Source organism: Vibrio glycogenivorans (genome assembly GCF_051660965.1).
In the GTDB taxonomy this organism is placed as follows: domain Bacteria; phylum Pseudomonadota; class Gammaproteobacteria; order Enterobacterales; family Vibrionaceae; genus Vibrio.
The window spans coordinates 297,529-314,887 of the sequence record NZ_JBPVIS010000003.1 but is presented as its reverse complement, the minus strand read 5'-3'; the positions used below and the strand labels follow the sequence as shown (position 1 = coordinate 314,887).

Annotated in this window: 19 protein-coding genes; 12 read left to right on the top strand and 7 right to left on the bottom strand. The window is 47.4% G+C overall.

Annotated features, from left to right (window positions below):
* Positions 1-54 precede the first annotated feature (54 nt).
* Positions 55-1,566 (bottom strand): arylsulfatase, encoded by a 1,512-nt coding sequence (locus ACSTTG_RS09450; RefSeq protein ID WP_438474610.1) that lies wholly within the window; start codon positions 1,564-1,566, stop codon positions 55-57.
* Positions 1,567-1,707: 141 nt separating this feature from the next.
* Here ACSTTG_RS09450 and ACSTTG_RS09445 point away from each other — a divergent pair, with 141 nt between their 5' ends.
* Positions 1,708-2,649, top strand: a complete 942-nt coding sequence (locus ACSTTG_RS09445) for a LysR family transcriptional regulator (protein ID WP_438458699.1) — start codon at positions 1,708-1,710, stop codon at positions 2,647-2,649.
* 20 nt (positions 2,650-2,669) lie between these two features.
* Here the strand turns inward: ACSTTG_RS09445 and ACSTTG_RS09440 are convergent, their stop codons facing one another.
* On the bottom strand, positions 2,670-3,857 hold the full coding sequence (locus ACSTTG_RS09440; protein WP_438474608.1) for an anaerobic sulfatase maturase: 1,188 nt from the start codon (positions 3,855-3,857) through the stop codon (positions 2,670-2,672).
* A gap of 213 nt (positions 3,858-4,070) precedes the next feature.
* Here ACSTTG_RS09440 and ACSTTG_RS09435 point away from each other — a divergent pair, with 213 nt between their 5' ends.
* Positions 4,071-4,589, top strand: a complete 519-nt coding sequence (locus tag ACSTTG_RS09435) for an ester cyclase (RefSeq protein ID WP_438474607.1) — start codon at positions 4,071-4,073, stop codon at positions 4,587-4,589.
* A 40-nt stretch (positions 4,590-4,629) separates the two neighbouring features.
* Here the strand turns inward: ACSTTG_RS09435 and ACSTTG_RS09430 are convergent, their stop codons facing one another.
* On the bottom strand, positions 4,630-5,115 hold the full coding sequence (locus ACSTTG_RS09430; RefSeq protein WP_438458702.1) for a VOC family protein: 486 nt from the start codon (positions 5,113-5,115) through the stop codon (positions 4,630-4,632).
* Between the two features lie 129 nt (positions 5,116-5,244).
* Entirely contained in the window at positions 5,245-6,210 is a 966-nt protein-coding gene (locus ACSTTG_RS09425; protein ID WP_438474606.1) for an AraC family transcriptional regulator, read from the bottom strand.
* 190 nt (positions 6,211-6,400) lie between these two features.
* Between ACSTTG_RS09425 and ACSTTG_RS09420 the strand changes: the two genes are divergently transcribed.
* Positions 6,401-7,339: an alpha/beta hydrolase family protein gene (locus ACSTTG_RS09420; RefSeq protein ID WP_438474605.1), complete on the top strand. Its 939-nt coding sequence runs from the start codon at positions 6,401-6,403 to the stop codon at positions 7,337-7,339.
* A gap of 51 nt (positions 7,340-7,390) precedes the next feature.
* On the opposite strand, the gene ACSTTG_RS09415 is transcribed toward ACSTTG_RS09420, so the two are convergent.
* Positions 7,391-8,590: an OmpP1/FadL family transporter gene (locus ACSTTG_RS09415; RefSeq protein ID WP_438474604.1), complete on the bottom strand. Its 1,200-nt coding sequence runs from the start codon at positions 8,588-8,590 to the stop codon at positions 7,391-7,393.
* A gap of 223 nt (positions 8,591-8,813) precedes the next feature.
* On the opposite strand from ACSTTG_RS09415, the gene ACSTTG_RS09410 reads away from it, so the two are divergent.
* The 3 genes from ACSTTG_RS09410 to ACSTTG_RS09400 all read left to right on the top strand — a co-directional run bounded on the left by ACSTTG_RS09410 (position 8,814) and on the right by ACSTTG_RS09400 (position 11,572).
* On the top strand, positions 8,814-9,506 hold the full coding sequence (locus tag ACSTTG_RS09410) for a hypothetical protein (protein WP_438474603.1): 693 nt from the start codon (positions 8,814-8,816) through the stop codon (positions 9,504-9,506).
* A gap of 644 nt (positions 9,507-10,150) precedes the next feature.
* The gene (locus ACSTTG_RS09405) at positions 10,151-10,717 is read left to right on the top strand and encodes a porin family protein (RefSeq protein WP_438474602.1); all 567 of its coding nucleotides are present in this window, start codon (positions 10,151-10,153) and stop codon (positions 10,715-10,717) included.
* Positions 10,718-10,804: 87 nt separating this feature from the next.
* Positions 10,805-11,572, top strand: a complete 768-nt coding sequence (locus ACSTTG_RS09400) for a 4'-phosphopantetheinyl transferase family protein (RefSeq protein WP_438474601.1) — start codon at positions 10,805-10,807, stop codon at positions 11,570-11,572.
* Here the strand turns inward: ACSTTG_RS09400 and ACSTTG_RS09395 are convergent.
* Both ACSTTG_RS09395 and ACSTTG_RS09390 read right to left on the bottom strand, forming a co-directional pair.
* The gene (locus tag ACSTTG_RS09395) at positions 11,569-12,117 is read right to left on the bottom strand and encodes an acyloxyacyl hydrolase (protein ID WP_438474600.1); all 549 of its coding nucleotides are present in this window, start codon (positions 12,115-12,117) and stop codon (positions 11,569-11,571) included. The genes ACSTTG_RS09400 and ACSTTG_RS09395 overlap by 4 nt on opposite strands.
* A gap of 7 nt (positions 12,118-12,124) precedes the next feature.
* Positions 12,125-13,192, bottom strand: coding sequence for a class I SAM-dependent methyltransferase (locus ACSTTG_RS09390; RefSeq protein ID WP_438458710.1), 1,068 nt, complete (start codon positions 13,190-13,192; stop codon positions 12,125-12,127).
* Between the two features lie 283 nt (positions 13,193-13,475).
* Here ACSTTG_RS09390 and ACSTTG_RS09385 point away from each other — a divergent pair, with 283 nt between their 5' ends.
* Genes ACSTTG_RS09385 through ACSTTG_RS09360 form a run of 6 tightly spaced genes read left to right on the top strand, consistent with a single transcriptional unit; the run spans position 13,476 to position 17,358 of the window.
* Positions 13,476-14,174, top strand: coding sequence for a beta-ketoacyl synthase chain length factor (locus ACSTTG_RS09385; RefSeq protein WP_438458711.1), 699 nt, complete (start codon positions 13,476-13,478; stop codon positions 14,172-14,174).
* The gene (locus tag ACSTTG_RS09380) at positions 14,155-14,958 is read left to right on the top strand and encodes a lysophospholipid acyltransferase family protein (protein WP_438474599.1); all 804 of its coding nucleotides are present in this window, start codon (positions 14,155-14,157) and stop codon (positions 14,956-14,958) included. The genes ACSTTG_RS09385 and ACSTTG_RS09380 overlap by 20 nt, the downstream gene beginning before the upstream one ends.
* A complete protein-coding gene (locus tag ACSTTG_RS09375; RefSeq protein ID WP_438458713.1) occupies positions 14,939-15,211 on the top strand; it encodes a phosphopantetheine-binding protein in 273 nt (90 codons plus the stop codon). The genes ACSTTG_RS09380 and ACSTTG_RS09375 overlap by 20 nt, the downstream gene beginning before the upstream one ends.
* A gap of 6 nt (positions 15,212-15,217) precedes the next feature.
* Complete coding sequence (locus ACSTTG_RS09370; RefSeq protein WP_438458714.1) at positions 15,218-15,472, top strand: acyl carrier protein; 255 nt, start codon at positions 15,218-15,220, stop codon at positions 15,470-15,472.
* Between the two features lie 3 nt (positions 15,473-15,475).
* A complete protein-coding gene (locus ACSTTG_RS09365) occupies positions 15,476-16,024 on the top strand; it encodes a COG4648 family protein (protein WP_438458715.1) in 549 nt (182 codons plus the stop codon).
* Positions 16,025-16,026: 2 nt separating this feature from the next.
* Complete coding sequence (locus ACSTTG_RS09360) at positions 16,027-17,358, top strand: AMP-binding protein (protein WP_438474598.1); 1,332 nt, start codon at positions 16,027-16,029, stop codon at positions 17,356-17,358.
* Position 17,359 lies beyond the last annotated feature (1 nt).

The following is a 17,359-nucleotide window of genomic DNA, read 5'->3' as shown; positions in this document are numbered from 1 at the left end:
TCTGAGTGAAAAGGGATTCCGAATTTGGAATCCCTTGAGTGATCGTTTTTGACGTTATTCAGCTGTAGGTCGATATGGCAGCTGAGTCATGATGCGCTCTAGGTTGAAGCCGGTTGGCGGCTGGCGCAGTGGGAATTCTTCGAAGGTTTGCAGCAGCTCGGCCACTTTTACCTGCACTGGGACAAAGAAGAACATGCGGTCACCAAACCATTTTAGGTACATCATCGAGTGCTCTGGCGCTTCCTCGAATGGGTCAGCTCGTAGGTCAACCAGCTGTGGCCAAGTTGAGGCTAGACGCGGTGCGAACCATGAGTCTTCGGTCGGTTGGATAAAGGTGGCTTTGATCTTGCCAACACGAACCGCTTCTAGGTTACCGGTCTCAGCGAAGTAGAAGATCTCATCACGCAGAGTTTCTTCGTTATTGAACCAAGCACCGGTGTGGTCGTAACCATCGATGTAAACATCATGCTTGGTTTTGAAGTTCTCTTGAACGTTTGGCTCACCAGCGATGGTGGCAAGCGTGGTGAAGACATCCTCGTGAGACTGGATACCGTTATTGACACTGCCTGCTGGAATATGTCCAGGCCACATCACTGTAAACGGCACGCGCACGCCACCCTCTGAGGTCATGCCTTTCTCACCGTGGAACGGTGTGTTACCGCCATCAGGCCAAGACATTTTTTCCGCGCCATTGTCGGTGGTGAAGATCACCACGGTGTTGTCTTTTTGACCGGTCTCTTCAAGCTTATCGAGGATTTCACCTACGTAGTGATCAAGCTCTGCCATACCGTCGGCATAAAGGCCGTAGCCGGTTTTACCAGACCACTCTTCAGACAGGTGGGTCCAAACGTGCATACGTGATGGGTTAAACCATAGGAAGAACGGGTCGTCAGTGTTGGCTTGTGTCTCGATGTAGTCCACAGCCATATCGGTCAACTCACGGTCGATGGTTTCCATTCGCTTACGCGTTAATGGGCCATCAGAGCCGGTTGGGCCATCTGCGGTGCCGGTGACGATACCACGTGGGCCAAAGCGCTCACGAAAGGCTGGATCTTGAGGGTAGTCCTCATTTTCTGGCTCTTCTTCGGCGTTTAGGTGGTAAAGGTTACCGTAGAAGTTATCGAAACCACGGCGGTGTGGCAGCATGTGCTCTTGGTCACCCAGGTGGTTTTTACCCAGCTGGTTGGTGGCATAGCCATGCTCTTTCAGCACTTCGGCTAGCGTAGGGTCTGAAGGCGACAGGCCCACAGGTGAGCCCGGCAGGCCAACGTTTAGCAGGCCTGTACGTACCGGCATCTGACCGGTAAGGAACGCAGCGCGACCCGCGGTCGAGCTTGGTTGACCGTAGTGATCAGTAAACAGCATGCCTTCTTTGGCAATTCGGTCGATGTTAGGCGTTTTATAGCCCATCATGCCGTTGTTGTATGCAGATGTATTAAACCAACCGATGTCGTCAGCCATAATAACCACGATATTAGGCTTTTCTTGGTCAGCCATGGCTGGCGAGGCGACAGCCGCCGTTGCCATTAGGCTGGTACCGAGGATTTGTTTTGTTGTGTATTTCATTCGTTCACCTTGATGAGTTAATCATCGTCATTTGCCGATAGCGACAGGATTAACAATGAGTTCACCAAGAGAATAGAGCTCTTGCCCTAGTTAAAAAATACATCTAAGCTGATAGAGTCCATTCATAATATAAATGTATCTATGCCACAACATCGACATTTTGACCTAAACCTGTTGCGCACGTTTATTACCGTTTATCAGCTTGGCTCATTTACCCAAGCCGCAGAAAAGCTCGACTTGACCCAGTCGTCGGTGAGTAATTCGATTTCGCGGCTTAAGAAGGTACTCGGCGTTAATCTGTTCGTTCGAGATGGGCAAAGAATCGTGCCGACTGCGGCTGCGCAGCAGTTGTTTCGCCAAGTGAACAATAATTTCCTACAGATTGAGCAGGCGGTGAGCCAGTTTGAGCGCTTTGATCTGCAAAGTCACAGTCGCCAGTTTACGGTCTTGAGCCCTGATTCGATTATGCAAATGCTGGTCAGTGATATCGAGTTGCTGACAGAGGGCACCGATATTGACGTGGTGTTCAAAGAGAGTCCACCGAGTGAAGAGGAGATGATGGAGGCGATCACTCTAGATAAAGTCGATCTAGTGATCGATATCTATCCGCCAAGTGGTAGCGTTGTTGAGTATCAAAAGATCTTTAGCGACGATCTGGTGGTGGTGGCAAGAAAGGATCATCCGCGCATTAAGGGTGCGATCAGCAAAGCACAGTTCTTTGCGGAAAAGCACGTCCTGGTTAATCTCGAACGTAGGTCGAGCACCGCACTGGAAACCGTGTCAGTTGAGCCGTTATTAGATAGAAAAGTGTTTAGTGAGCAAGCCTCAATGTACGGCGCGCTTTGGACCGTGAACTCATCGAACGCGATTGCAACCACACTGTCATCGTTTACCCATACCTTTGGTGAGACGTTTGATTTACAAGTCCTTGAGCCACCGATTGAAACGAGCCCGATGAGCCTGTTCATGATCTGGCATAAAAAATACAATCATAATCAGGCGCATCAATGGCTGCGCGAGGCGATCACCTCGGCGATGGGCCAATATCAAAAGCGACCAGACTCAAGCTCATCTCAATCATAGGCTGAGCAATAACCCTGTGGTTAGAGTTTAAGGAATAGTGGGTACATGGTGGCACTGTGCCCTTGATTAAGCGCATTGAGCATCGCAGCAAAGTAGGGCATCGCATAGATAAAGAACTGTTTATACCCGCTGCACAGCTGGTTGAGGTTAGGCTCTAAATCGGCAGTATAGGCAGTGCGGTGTTTCGGGCAGCCGCCATTGCATAAAGCGAGATACGGGCACTGACGACATTGTGTAGGTAGGTCGCTCCATTTATCGGTACCAAATTTAATTTGGCGCTTGTTACTGACCATAGCACCGAGTGGCGTAGCATCGTTTTCGCCAAGATGACCGATGCGGTAGTGATCGTAGCTAAAGTGGTCGCAGCTGTAGAGGCTGCCATCATGCTCAAGCATGAGCTGCTGGCCGCACACTGGGCTGTGAAAGCACATTTGGCTCTGTTGCCCGGCTAGGATCAGCAAAATGTTCTCAAACAGCTGCACATGAACTTTGCCCACATCGGCTTTTTTCCATTCATCGAACACGTCACACAGAAAGTTACCCCACTGGGCAGCGGTCAACGACCAATCTTTGTCACCGCGGCGATCAACGGGATCCTCAACACAAGGTTGAAACTGCATCACGCTTGAGCCCAAACCTTTTAAGTACTGATAAGTTTGTTTGCCTTTTCCTGAATTATCACTGTGAACGACGGATAAGGTGTTGAACATGACATTGTGCGCCTTAAGCGCTTTAAGACCTCGCAGCGCAGCACCGTGACTGCTGGTTCCGTTGAGGTTTGGCCGTGTTGGGCCATGGTTGTCTTCATCACCGTCGATGCTGATCCCAACCAAAAAGTTGTGTTGCTTGAAAAAACTTGCCCAGCGATCGTTGATGAGGGTGCCATTGGTTTGAAAGTTGTTAGTGCAAGTCATGTTCTCGGGCAGATAGTTGTTCTGTAATGCGACCGCCTTTTCAAAAAACTCAATCCCACGCAGTGTTGGCTCGCCGCCCTGCCAGCTAAATTCGATATGTCGAGCGTCAGCCGGTTGTGCACTGATGTAATCGCGTGTGTACTTCTCAAGCAGTTCATCACTCATTAGCATCGTTGCCCCGGGCTCGTAACGCTCAGCCTTGTTAAGGTAGTAGCAGTAGTTGCAATCAAGGTTACATTTGGCACCAACTGGTTTGACGATTAGGTGAAAGGGATGTGGTGAGCGTTGTGTCATTGTATAAGCCTCTTGTGGTCAGGTTATCCCTGTGGTTCAAGCGATCCTTGAGGCAGAATTATAAAAGTAGCGGCTCCCCGCACAATGTCGGGTCATAAATAGAGGCTATTTACCAAGTAAATACACACGCTGCTTTTGTACAGAGACTTTCGTAGCTTCTATACTAACCAGCATTGCGTATTGACAATTTGTATTGTTGGGAGAGGTCTGGCAATGGTCACTTATCGACATATTGGTTTAGCTTTGGTTTTGGGCTTAACCATCACCACATCAGCACTTGCAAAAGCGCTCACTACAGAATCTGCAAGAGAGTTAGTCGAGCCCTTTTATTCCTATTTGAGTAACCCAGCAAATAAAGAGGCGGCAGAAAAGGCGCGAGCCATCTTTGATCCCAGCTGGCAATCCTATTTCAGTAATGAGTCATCGCGTGGCTTGGACGAAACCATTAGCGCGGTGGCACGCTATGGAGATTTGATCCCTGACTTGAACTGGGAAATACGTGATATCAAGGTGGCAGAAGACACAATTGTGGTGCGCAGTGAGGCAACGGGTACCCCGACCGGCGAGTTTTTTGGCGTGCCCTACAAGGGCAACAGTTTTGCGATTATGACGATTGATATGCACACGGTGCGTGATGGCAAGATAATCAAGACTTACCATGTTGAGGATTGGGCTGGAGCGCTGAGACAGCTCTCCGTTAGTGATTGGCAAGTCAAACCGAAACAGGATTAAGGCGTATGCCTTAATCCTGTTGAATTTAATGCGGATTTAATTACTCGTAATCAGACGCGTAGGTTTCTGCGTAGGTGTGAGAATAGAGCTCAAACAGGTTACCAAACGGGTCTTCTAGGTAGATCATTTGCGCAGGCTTGCTGTCATCTTCTGGGTGGTAGCGCATGATGTCCATACGTACTTTACCGCCGTACTGCTCAACCTTTTCAATTACACCCGCAAAGTCATCAGTTTGCAGGCAGAAGTGGAAGATGCCGATACGAGAAAAGTCCACTTCGTGGCGCTCTTGGCGCTCTTTCATTTCAAACAGCTCAACACCGATGCCGTCGCTAGTGAGAAGGTGTGCAATATTAAAGCCCTTGAAACCTTCACCGAAGACTGCGATACACATGCGGCCGATCGCCGTTTCACGCTCTTCAATCACAGGTGTATTGTTCATCACGATCTCAAGACCCAGTGCTTTGGTGTAAAACTCAACCGCTTGGTCCATGTCGCCAACCATAATACCGATGTGATTCATTTTCATAACGTGCTCTCCAATAAACAAATTGCTTGCTAGTGCGTTTCGATGGGGAGAGTATAAGCAGATTGATACATGGCGTAAAATTATCAAAAATGATTTATATGATAACCTAAAATTATCATATTGAAGGGGTCATGGTGCCGAAGTGTGGCTTGGTGTATGTGGGGGCACTGTTACCTGAGTAGGTGCTTCATCTGGCCAGATATCAATCTCAGCGTAGCCAGTTTGACCGGCCTTGGCAGGAGTGACACCAAAATAGAGCTTAAAGTCGCGCGAGAACTGCGAGAGGTTACGGTAGCCGACCTTATCTGCTGCGATGTTTGATCGGCAGTTGTCATGCACGATTAGACTACGCGCGCGACTTAGGCGGATACGCTTAATAAACTGAATCGGAGAAGAGCCGGTAATATTCTTAAATTCACGATGGAAGTGGCTTGAACTCATGGCAGACATAGCGGCAAGGTCGGCGACCGATAATCGCTGCGCGTAGTGCTTCTTGATATAGTCGATCACGCTCGCCATTTTGTGCTCGCTGGTATTGAGCAGCATGGCCGAATACAGCGCTTGAGCATGGGGGCTTTGCAACACCCGATAGATCACCTCTTTGAGTAGGGCCTCACCAATCACTTTACTATCGGTGGCGGATAAAAGCGCATTCATCAGTCTCTCTAAGGCATTCTCAAGGCTGGCGCCTATCCTGATTGGTTCAACTCCACGAGTTCGGCTAGTGGGTAAAGCGGACTCCCCGCCCATATCCATCACCATCTGACGGATCTGCGCCGAGTCAGATTGCAGGAAAATACCAAATACTGGGTTTTGCGGCTCAGCGATGGTTTTACAGATCAGAGGCGTGCTAACGGTTACTAAAAGAAAGTGGTCGGCATCGTAGCGAAAACGCTGATTGGCAAATACTCCGGTTTTGGCACCATTGCGAATAAAGGCGATACCAGACGGGTAAACCATCGAGCTAAAATCGATGCTCTCCTCACTCCAAAAAAAGTTCACGCCGGGGATATGAGTTTCGCAAAACCCAAGCTTTCCTCGCAGCCCATACTCCTGACGGAAAAGTTCAAATTGTTGGTAGCGACCATTAATCATCTGCAGATGTTCCTCTGTCTACTCTGAACCAATCACCTTGAACTGACAGTATAGTTAAGCCCAATCCATGGATGACCAACGTGATAGGAAAGTGCAATAGTTCGATAGGATCGTGCTTAGCTGCCGGAGATAAGTTGCCCTATGTTTATGGCTAAGGTTTATCGACTAGGCTTCAGTGAAGGAGAAGATTATGCAGACTCAATCTAGCCGCGCGATCAGTGAAGAAAAGCAGCAAGTGATAAAGTATTTGGCTGAGTTCGCCGTGCGGCCAATGTTCCGCACACCGCTGTTTGTAAAACCCGAAGAGTGGGGGATTGAAGACTACGAAGAGGTCTACTTTCCCTCAGCAGATGGCGTGCCTCTTGAGGGCTGGTGGATGAAGGCTGAGAACTCGAACAAGCTGATTATTGCCAATCATCCGATGCCAATGTCTAGAGCCGGTTTTTGTGGTCATTTGGGAGAGCCCTGGAGCAGTGTCGATAACATTAAGATCGATTTTGTCAAAATATGGGCGCATTTAGTCAAGGCAGGTTATCACGTTTTAGCTTACGACCTACGCAACCATGGCACTAGTGGGAGTGCTAACGGGGGAATTTGCGGGATTGGTCGCTATGAATGGCGCGACTGTATTGGTGCCAAGCAATTCGTCGATAGTCACCCACAGTTGAGTCAAATGACGGTTGGTCTATACAGTCAATGCACCGGTGCCAATGCGCAGTTCGAGGCGATTGATAAGCAGCCGGAATTGTTTGATAACATCCAGTGTATGTTCGCTCCTCTACCTGTGTCGATGGAAGCGCTGATGGGCTCATTTGCCAAATTGCAGGGTGTGGGAGACTACATGGATGAGATGGACTTTGAGCAGATCAAATTTGGTGGGCTAACCAACGAAGAGATGAATCCGCAACATTTTGCTAGTGCGGTGACAATGCCAGTCTTTATGCTGCAAGTGAAAGACGACGCTTGGACAGATAATCCTCGCGATGGGCAGGCAACATTCGATCTACTTAGCTCCCAAGATAAAGAGCTGTTTTGGCTAGAGGGCACCACGCGGCGCTTTGATGGGTATAATTATTTTGCCGAGCACCCACAACAGATGCTGGATTGGTTCGCTCGGTATATGAAATGAGGAATAAAACAGCCCAAACCGAAATGTTGGGCTGTTTTTTTACCTGTTTGCTTAGTAGGCGTAGCTCAAGCTAAGTGCGTGCAAGCGGTTTTCTTTGATGCTGCCATCAAAGATTGGTGCGCCAAATAGCTCGTGAGTAGTGTCAGCTGTTGACATGTCACGGTACTGGTAGGCAATACCAATGCGATGACCGTTGCTGCGCTTCAGTTCTGCACCAAAGCCAACCGCCCAGTTATCGCCAACAGCAAGCTGAGGGGTTAGGTTTTTGTCTTTCATAAACGAGGTGTCGTAGCGAGCACCTGCTTGGTAGGTCCAAGCGTTGTGTTGGTACTCAATAGCCGTACCAATGGTGTAAACATCTTCGGTTTTTAGCTCTTTGCTGTAGTCAGACCAGAATTCAGCACCCACCATACCTTTCAGCGTTAGAGCGTGGTCAAGCTGATGTTGAATACCGAAGCTTAGTTGGCTTGGCCAGTTGACACTGATATCAGCATCGCCTTTGAAACCTTCGCTTTCATTATCGTGGTTTACTGAACCTTTCAAGGTCAACGAAGCGTCAGAGTGCTTTACCTTGTGCTTGTAGTTAACCGATACGTAAGTGCGATCGCTGATGTCATACATAGTCGACAACATAAAGCTGGCAGCGGTTGTACCATCTTCGCCACTTGCTTTTAGCCCGGACTCGAGAGCGGATTGATCGATATCCATAGTCGTCATCATATGCTGGATTACTAATGCACCACCAATAGACAACTGATTATTTACTGCGTAACCAGCAGCTAAGTTAACATTAACGAACTCTTGCGACTGACTATCAACGAAGCCGTAACCTGACAAGCCATTGTCGTACTCCATGCCCAGGCCGCCATCAGCGTGCAGCGATGCACCCAAAACTAGGTTGTCTGTAACGCGCTTAGCGTAGGCGAGGCTAGGGGCTAAGGCAGTAGTGGTACCCTCTGAGCTTAGTTCCAAGGGTAGGCCGGTGGCAGGGCTATTGGGGCCTTTGCCTTCTAATACGGTTTTTGCATCAACAACCTGCAAACCAAAAGACCAGCTAGAATCTTCAATCGCAGTCAGACCCGCAGGGTTAGTGATCGCAGCACTGGCGTCTTTACGGTTAGTGGTGTTACCCACACCCGCAGACGAAACACTATCAAAGGTCGCAACTTCGTGAAGAATGATACCACCGGCGTGAGCTTGAGTGGCGAGCGTGGCTGTAACAGCCAAAAATAGGGCGTTCTTTTTATTCATGGTGAATTGTTTTATTAACCAAAGTCAAAGAGGAAGAAAAAACCGACGGTATCATAGCGACTTTTCGTTTGTCGCACGCGGAGTGCGTCGCCCCTTTTCAACCTCGGGATAGTGAGAGATAAGTAACACAATTGGAATTAAGTTCGCATCTTGCACTCGAAGTGCGTCTGTGTTCGCTGATTGCTGTAACCTCGCACTCCCTTTTTAGAGATGTGAATATCCAATGAATCGCACCGTAAGTTTACTTCTAATGACACTGGTTTCAGGCGCTGTTATCGCTGAAGACAATCAAGGTGAAGAGAAACACCATGAAGATCCAACTAGGATCGTGACCAAGGCTGGCATCGGCATCAGTGATACAGTGACGCTGTCTGGCTCATTGGGCCTGGATGATGCACGTATGCTATCAGCCAGAATTAGCGATAACTCAGAGTGGCGCATCGGTGGCTCATGGCTGTTTGATATCGGTATCGTTAACTTCAACTTCAGTAAAACCGATTACGATAATGATAGCTACCGCAACAACTACAGTATTGGCACTTATGTCCCACTGACCTATTTTGATATTCAGCCAGCAGGCTGGATGCTGTTCCCGATGGCGGGCTATGCCTATAACGATGGTAAACAAGCGGTTCCGTCTGATGATATCGACGGCGATTACGTTCTGATGCGCAGCTCCAGTCATGGAGGTTATCTAGGTATGTTTGGTGTACGTCCAATCGCTAACACTAAATGGAGTGTAATGTCATTTGGTGGTGCTGGCGCGGGCTCTAACAGCTACTCAAGTCACTGGGTTGGTGCCGGTGTAAGCTACAAAGTGAACGACAACCTATCGTTTAACAGCTTTGGCTATTACTCAAGCGACGACTTTGGCAGTTTGAACAAGTTTAGCGGTTCATTTACATACCAATTCTAATCCCGAATTTCAGTTTTAATCTCCGAAATTATGACTGAGTCCGATAGTCCTTGCTCATATTAATAGCTTTCCTCTCCACAGTTTGCTTATCAGAGTTTCTAGGACAGAGCGCATGCCTTTAGGATGCGCTCTTTTTTTATTTCTATGTTTACGTGCTTCTATTATGGTGTTTAGAAGCAAGAAAAACAGTTGGCGCATAGTGCAAAATCTATACATACAAACACTATTTTTAATAGAACTTTGCTATTTAAGCGCAATGCAGTTGACTGAAAATATACAACATAAATCATGACGTGGTAACTTGTATGATTAGTGTGACTCTGTAAAACAGCGCTTTAAGACCAGGTGACACCCAAAAGATAGATTATGTGGTTAGGCCGAAATGGCAACTAGCACACAGTGTTCTGCGTTATTTGTCCTATTAAAGTAAATGTATTTAGTTATATGTAGCAGGCTTTAATTGTTGTACAAAGATTTATGTATAGTGTTGCACTTTGTTTTGGTTTTTGGGTTTGTGAATTAAAAATATCGTAAATGACTAATAGTTTTGTTTTTGTGACGATTTTCGTTTAACATTTTTTTGTTGTGATAGCTGTTTATTATCGCTTACCACAACTTGTCGTATAGTTAAAGGATTATAAACAATGAAAAAAACAATGATTTCTTGCGCTCTGTTGGCGATGGCATTTAGTGGTGCGTCATACGCGAATACAATAGAGCGAGGCGCTTATCTTGGTCTTGGTTACGGTTCAACTGGCCTTGACGATGATGGGGCGTTTAGAGTCTTCGGCAGTGAAGATACCAACAGCACACTTAAATTTCTCGGCGGCTACCAGTTTAATAAAATCGTCGCGGTTGAGGCACAATACACAGATTATGGTGATATCGATTTCACAGGTAACTATAGCCTAGCACCAACCAGCTTTTCTGTAGCGGCGAACTTAGGTTACTCGTTCTCAAATGGTCTGCGTCCATACGGCATTATCGGTTTAGGCTCATTGACCCTAAATGCAGAGGGTGAGGAATATCTAGACGGCGATTCTGCTGTGAGTGTCCACTATGGTTTTGGTGTTGAATACATGCCGCCAATCTCAGACAAATTCTCGGTACGTTTGGGTTACGAGGGTGATATGTTTGTGGTTGAAGATTTGTTCACAGACTACACTGTCGCTATTGACTCATTCTATCTCAGCGCACAGTTTCGATTCTAAGCGCTATTGCTAATTTGGGCATATTACTGATCAAATCGATGGCAATGATGTAAGCTTGTGTCCATTATTCTATGCACGGGTGAATAAATGCCAGATTCGAGAGAACCATCAGTAACGCCACCATTGGGGCGAGTGGATCTTTGGTGCACTCGCCCTAGTGATTGGGCTGCAAGCCCAATTTTTAAACAGCAATGTCGGGTTGTGCTATCCACACCAGAGCAGGCACGCATTGAGCGTATAAAACGCGATAACAATCGCCACCTCCAGCGCGTAACGCGCTTCTTTATTCGATCCGTATTGTCAGAGTACAGTACTCTAGAGCCTAAAGCCTGGCAGTTTGCCAAGCATGAAGGCGGCAAGCCCTATATTGTTAATTCAAATCAATCGCTACAATTTAATCTCAGTCATACTCAAGATCTTATCGTATGTGCGATCAGCGATTACAATGAGGTCGGGGTTGATACAGAGGCAGTAAATAAGTCGCTGAGCTTTATGGAGATTGCGCAGCATTACTTTGCCGACGCTGAATGGCAGGCGTTACAACGTTTGCCCGCTCACGAGCAAAAAACGTATTTCTTTCGTCTCTGGACCCTAAAGGAAGCATACTTGAAGGGGTGTGGCTTAGGGATCACGGTCCCACTGACAGAGGTGTGTTTTGATATCAGTGACCTAGATGATATCAAGCTCGATGGACCAGCAAAGCATACTGACTTGCTAGACAACGACTGGCAATTTCACCTTGAAATGCTCACCAAGCATCATATGTTGGCGGCGTGCGCAAAACTACCCAAATCCCAACCGCTTGAGGTTAACACTCGATGGATAGGTCCTGCTGACTTTGGTTTAGAAAACTAAAACTGAACACCAAAACTCAGCATCAAAGGGAAATCGATGCCATCGTTGGGCTGTTTTAGGTTGGCATTGCTAAAGTGGCGATATTGAACTCGTAACTGATAGTGTCGTTGCGAATCTAGGTATATCCCACCGCCGACTTGTGCTTGAAAGGCAAACTGCATGGCTTGCTCACGCGAGCCAAAGGTGTCGGTACTGATATAACTAGGTCCAAGCGCCCGGACTTGAAAGAACACCTCTTTATCCCACAGTTGACTAAACAGCTTGAGCTCGGGAAAAATTGAGATGGCCGTGAACGAAGAGTCGCCTTGTGCACTGTTGGTCTTGGCGTGCGTAACACTGGTGCCGATACTCAGCAGTTGACGCTCGCTTCGCTGATAGTCGTAGACAATGGCATCGATGAACCCAGCTATGTGAGTGTCATCGCTGCCAAACTGTGGTCCGCCGCCAAAGCCGAAAATTACTTCTCCGGCTTGGCTATGGCAGGTGATAAGGCTCACAAAGAGCGCAAGATGCCTTAGTTTCTTCGCGATTACCTTGCGCAGCATAAGTGAGTTAGGCCTTACGACAATGGATCAATGAGTGCCCTAGACCAATGTTGTCTTTGACCGAAACTATCGATAGACCCGCTTTCTCAATCAATGGCAGGAAGTCGTTGCTCATATAAAAGCGGCTATTGCCGTTAGCAATTGCCGTAAAGTAAAGACTGGTACCATTGAGTGTGTAACTGGCCGATTCATACTCTTGGCGATCCGGGAACAACTCCAAGATATACACATCAGAGTCACTGTTCATCGCCTCTGAAACGCGGCTGAGAATACTCACAATCTCAGCTTGGCTGAAGCAGTCAAGGAACTGACTCATCCAGTATACGTCATGTCCCTTTGGCAGCTCTGTATCGATGTTGAGTAGATTACATGGGTACGCGTTTACTCGCGAAGCAAAGCCTTTAGCTTCGACGTTTTGCTGCGCTACGGCGAGTTGCTGTGGCAGATCGACCATAGTTACGCGGATATCCGGGTTGTACTCGCAACACTTAAGTGTCCATTTACCGGTATTCGCGCCAATGTCACAGATGGATTTACCTTCGCCACTGAATACCGTCTCAAGAATGGTTGGAAAGCTTCGATCAGAATAGTAGTGGTCAAAATTAAACCAGCTGGCTTTTTCTTTTTCGGTCAGTTGTGAAAGACCCTCATAAACGGTAGACCAAGAGCCCAAGGCCTCCAATCCCGCCGGACGGCTTTCAACAATCGATTCGGTCAAGCGTGCCATACCCTGGTAACAAATATCAGCGACAAAATCCATGTTGACCTTAGTCATTTGATCGTGATTAACAAAGTGACCAAGTTTGGTAATTTTGTAGCGCGGTTGCTCCCAAGTGACCAGGCCCACCGACAAGCCCATGTCAAGTAAGACTTGGATCCCGTAGTGGTCTACTTCGACGAGCTCAGTTAATTGTTCTACGGTTGCACCTTGTTGTTTAAAACGGCTAAGCGCATTAAGGATACCAAGGTCACGAAGTGATTTTGCGGCGTGGAAGGCGACTGGGGCAAACGCCAATCGTTGAGCTTCCTCTTTGGCTTGGACAGCTGTGAGACTATCGTTAGAGTAAAAATCCATTTATATATGATTCTTGTAAAATAATTCAGACTTAAGCCTATTTAAAATTAATAAGAAGTGCAACTGTCAAAATAGTCAGATTCGGTCGTTGAGGTATGGATAAATACGAGATGTAAAATAAACGTTAAAAAGTGTCGTAATATTTAAGTGAGTGATGGCTAAAGGTATGAATTGCTAACATTTTGCTCAATTGACTTGGGTGGTGACATATTTTGCTTTGCCATATGTTATCGACTGTTATACGATTTATACAATTTTAATTTGGAATATACGTCACGTAAAAATGGGAATTAACATAGAGGTCTGTCTAAGTGCAAGTGCAGGCGACCATTTCTCGTCAAATGACAATATCGCTGTTGCAGACTCGGCGCCTAGCGTACCTAAGTCGTTCCTGCGCAGAAGTAGCCCGCTAACCAAGCAAGTGTTGGCATTCTCTGATTTTGTCTTTTCCTCGGTTCCAAGTTTTCTGATTTTTGCAACTCGCCACGGTGAACTCGCACGCACCATGAGCTTGCTGCATTCCATCGCAGAGCAAAGCGAGCTGTCTCCAACACAATTTGCCCAGTCGGTGCACAGTACCGCACCAGGTATTCTGACTATTGCCAATAAGGAGCCTGTGCCGTTTACAACTATTTGTGCAGGGCAACAAACCTTGGTCATGGCATTGGTTGAAGCTGTATCCTATATCCGCAATCACCCAGATTCTGAGGTGTGTGTGATCTTTGCTGATGAGCGCGTACCAGATGAGTTGACCAGCTTTGTCGGTGACGGTTGTGAGTATTCACTCGCAATTAAACTTCGAGCTGGTGATGCGTATACGGTTGATGTTGTCGCGGCGCAAGATGAGCAAGGTGATGTCACCAACAGCGATAATCTTGACCATATGCTTGAGCAGATCACCAATTCAGCCGCATTTGAATTACGTTCAACGTCAATAAACTTAAAATGGAGCCTAGCGACTGATGATAATGCGACGTCTTAGGCAAGCTGGATTTGGGTTATCATTCCTCGTTTTTGGTCTGGGCGGGTTGATCCTGTCTTACGTGATATTCCCGATTATTTTTGTCTATTACCGAGACAAAAAACAGCGACAAGATGTTTGCCAATTCTGGATCTCATGTAGCTTTGAAGCTTTTGTGCGCATGCTCGGTGTCTTGCAGATCGTTTCAGTTAACATCCTAGACAAAGGCAGGCTCGATTCGAGTCAAGGTGTGCTGGTGGTGGCCAACCATCCGACACTAATTGATGTTGTTATCATAATTTCACAGCTGCGCCAGTGTGATTGCATCGTTAAATCCGGCTTATGGAAGAACCCATTTGTTCGCCATGTCATTGATATGGCGGGCTATATACCCAATGAATCTCCAGATATCCTAACGATCTGTCAAACCAAATTGTCATCGGGGCGTAAACTGTTGGTTTTTCCTGAGGGCACTCGTACTGAGCCCGGTGAACAGATAAAGTGTCAGCGTGGTGCTGCACAACTTGCTGTACGCTGCGAAGCAGATATTCAGCGAATATTAATTACAACCAATCCGGCTATTTTGTATAAGGGACTTCCTTGGTATAAAGTGCCGGCTTGTAAACCCGTAATGGACCTCCAAATCATGGAACGGGAATCGGTGATGCCAATTATTCAAACGGCGCGATCAACGCCGATAGCAGCACGTCGATTGACTCGTTACTTTGAGGCCGCACTCGAGCCAAATTATATCTTTGAATCTATAAATATTGAGGAATTTGCAGTTGGAAGCTCTGGAAAATAAAATTAAACAACTGATTATTAACGCTTTGAACCTTGAGGACCTCACGGTTGCTGATATCGAATCTGATGAACCATTGTTTGGTGATGAGGGTGGACTAAACCTTGACTCTATCGATGCGCTTGAGCTAGGTCTAGCGATCAAACAGGAGTTTGGCGTGGTAATTAATGGTGATGATCCTCAAGCTCGTGAATACTTCCGTTCAGTGGCGTCTCTGTGTCAGCTGATTGAACAACAAGCAGTAGCTGCGGAGTAATCGGTGATGAATGAAACACAAGTTTTTGCCCTGATCAAAGACGCTATGGTTGAGCTTTTTGAGCTTGATCCGGCAGATATTACAATGCAAGCGCACATCGTCGATGACCTAGAGTTGGACAGCATCGATGCTGTTGACCTCATTGTCCACCTGCAACGTCAAACCGAAGTGAAGATCAAGCCAGAAGAATTTAAATCGGTGCGTCGAGTAGAAGATATTGTTTCAGTGGTTCTGAACCTCGTTGAAGCAACGGAAGCGTAATTTTTGCAAGTTTTGTTTAAGTTGCTAGTGACGATCGCCACCGTGTGTTACCCCTTTGTTGTTTACTGGGGGTTAAGCTCGGATAATCTGACGATCGTTGCTGTGTTGATGATTGTGCTTTTGTTGGTGAGGCTGGGATCACTGATTCACCAAAAACGGACGCAATTAAACGATCTGTTACCGGTGATCCTCGGTATCATCGTCATCGCATCAGCACTGGCCTATCAAGATATTAGAGGCTTTCTCTACTATCCAGTGGTGGTTAATCTAGCGCTGCTAGCGACATTCAGCTTGTCTGTCTACTCTGGTCAGCCAATCATTACTCGACTGGCACGAATGACCACATCCCTTGATGATGAAGGGATACGTTATACCCGTCGGCTCACACAGATCTGGGCAATCTTCTTCGCCCTTAATGGGGGGATTGCACTAGTCACCACCCAGTTAAGTATCGATATTTGGACCCTTTACAACGGTGCGATCAGCTATCTGCTGATAGGATTGCTTGCCGGGGGTGAGTTGATATACAGAAAAACAGTTCTAGGTCAGTAATCATGCTTTCGACTCTCCATCAATTTTTGTCCTCGGGTCCAGATTGCACTGTGATTGCGTATGACCGCCACAAGACTAAGACTTTAGCGGATCTTCGAAGCCAAGTGGCGGCTACCCAAAAATCTTGTCAGGCCAGCTCGGCTGAGCGCTATGTGATCGCGTGTCGTGACCCCTGGTTTCACCTTGTTGCCATGCTTGCGCTGCAGCAGTTAGGAAAAACCGTTGTTTTTCCCCACAATCAAGCCGCAGAGACGATTAAAAGCTATCGCCAAGATGCTGCACTTATCGCTGACGATCCTCAGCTTGAGCCCGATGTATTGCTTGCTGAGCCAACGCTCATCGATGACAGGCAAGATAGCTTGTTGCGTGACGTGAATGCGCTCGATTGCCGGTTGGAGTTGTACACATCAGGCTCGACCGCTGAGCCAAAGAAAATCGTAAAATCGCTTGCCGTTTTCGAGCGAGAAGCACAAGTGTTGCAGCAGCAGTTTACGTCAATGAAAGACATTACCCGTATCGTCGGCAGTGTCACGCACTATCATATCTACGGTTTCCTATTTAGGCTGGTTTGGCCGTTGTTATCCGGTCGTTGTTTTGACCGCCGTCTGATCACTAATATCGAGCAATTAGCCGCCTCGGTCGATGACAAAACCGCCCTAATTGCTAGCCCGGTTATGCTTGAACACTTGGCGCAAGACCAAAGCTGCTTGGTCGTCGGTGAGGTATTTAGTTCTGGTGGTCCGCTCAAGTATCCGACCGCGCAGGCCGTTAAGCGGCAGACTCAGCGCTACGCTTTGGAGGTCTTTGGCAGCTCAGAAACCGGCGGTATCGCTTGGCGACGTCAGAGCGATGTTGATACACCTTGGCAGCTGTTCCCTAGCTTGTCTTATCGTGCGGTTGCGGATCAACTTGTCCTGCGCTCGCCGTTTATCGATAAGCCAGGCGACTACTACACCGATGATTCGATTCGACCCATTGATGAGCAGCGTTTTCAGTTGATTGGTCGTCGAGACCGGGTGGTAAAACTGGCTGAGAAACGTGTGTCGCTGAGCGCTATCGAACGCTCAGTTGCCGCGCTCGATGAGGTTGACACTGCCGTGGCGATCGTGTCGGAAACAGAAACCCGCAAGGTGGTCAACCTGGTTATCGTTTTGGCAGAGAGCGGTGTAAAAGCCACTAACTCAAACGCTGATTGGTGGAAACGAATTCGTCAGCATTTGGCGCAAGATACTGAGTCGGTTGCACTACCAAGAAAAGTCCGGGTTATCGACAATATCCCGCGTAACTCGCAAGGTAAAACCGACAATCAACAACTTCAGGAGCTATTTCACTAAT

Coding starts and splice junctions, on each gene's coding strand:
- ACSTTG_RS09395 (WP_438474600.1), bottom strand. CDS start 12,117: ATGCTGCGCAAGGTAATCGCGAAGAAACTAAGGCATCTTGCGCTCTTT.
- ACSTTG_RS09420 (WP_438474605.1), top strand. CDS start 6,401: ATGCAGACTCAATCTAGCCGCGCGATCAGTGAAGAAAAGCAGCAAGTG.
- ACSTTG_RS09405 (WP_438474602.1), top strand. CDS start 10,151: ATGAAAAAAACAATGATTTCTTGCGCTCTGTTGGCGATGGCATTTAGT.
- ACSTTG_RS09450 (WP_438474610.1), bottom strand. CDS start 1,566: ATGAAATACACAACAAAACAAATCCTCGGTACCAGCCTAATGGCAACG.
- ACSTTG_RS09415 (WP_438474604.1), bottom strand. CDS start 8,590: ATGAATAAAAAGAACGCCCTATTTTTGGCTGTTACAGCCACGCTCGCC.
- ACSTTG_RS09410 (WP_438474603.1), top strand. CDS start 8,814: ATGAATCGCACCGTAAGTTTACTTCTAATGACACTGGTTTCAGGCGCT.
- ACSTTG_RS09425 (WP_438474606.1), bottom strand. CDS start 6,210: ATGATTAATGGTCGCTACCAACAATTTGAACTTTTCCGTCAGGAGTAT.
- ACSTTG_RS09440 (WP_438474608.1), bottom strand. CDS start 3,857: ATGACACAACGCTCACCACATCCCTTTCACCTAATCGTCAAACCAGTT.
- ACSTTG_RS09380 (WP_438474599.1), top strand. CDS start 14,155: ATGATAATGCGACGTCTTAGGCAAGCTGGATTTGGGTTATCATTCCTC.
- ACSTTG_RS09435 (WP_438474607.1), top strand. CDS start 4,071: ATGGTCACTTATCGACATATTGGTTTAGCTTTGGTTTTGGGCTTAACC.
- ACSTTG_RS09390 (WP_438458710.1), bottom strand. CDS start 13,192: ATGGATTTTTACTCTAACGATAGTCTCACAGCTGTCCAAGCCAAAGAG.
- ACSTTG_RS09445 (WP_438458699.1), top strand. CDS start 1,708: ATGCCACAACATCGACATTTTGACCTAAACCTGTTGCGCACGTTTATT.
- ACSTTG_RS09370 (WP_438458714.1), top strand. CDS start 15,218: ATGAATGAAACACAAGTTTTTGCCCTGATCAAAGACGCTATGGTTGAG.
- ACSTTG_RS09385 (WP_438458711.1), top strand. CDS start 13,476: ATGGGAATTAACATAGAGGTCTGTCTAAGTGCAAGTGCAGGCGACCAT.
- ACSTTG_RS09400 (WP_438474601.1), top strand. CDS start 10,805: ATGCCAGATTCGAGAGAACCATCAGTAACGCCACCATTGGGGCGAGTG.
- ACSTTG_RS09360 (WP_438474598.1), top strand. CDS start 16,027: ATGCTTTCGACTCTCCATCAATTTTTGTCCTCGGGTCCAGATTGCACT.
- ACSTTG_RS09430 (WP_438458702.1), bottom strand. CDS start 5,115: ATGAAAATGAATCACATCGGTATTATGGTTGGCGACATGGACCAAGCG.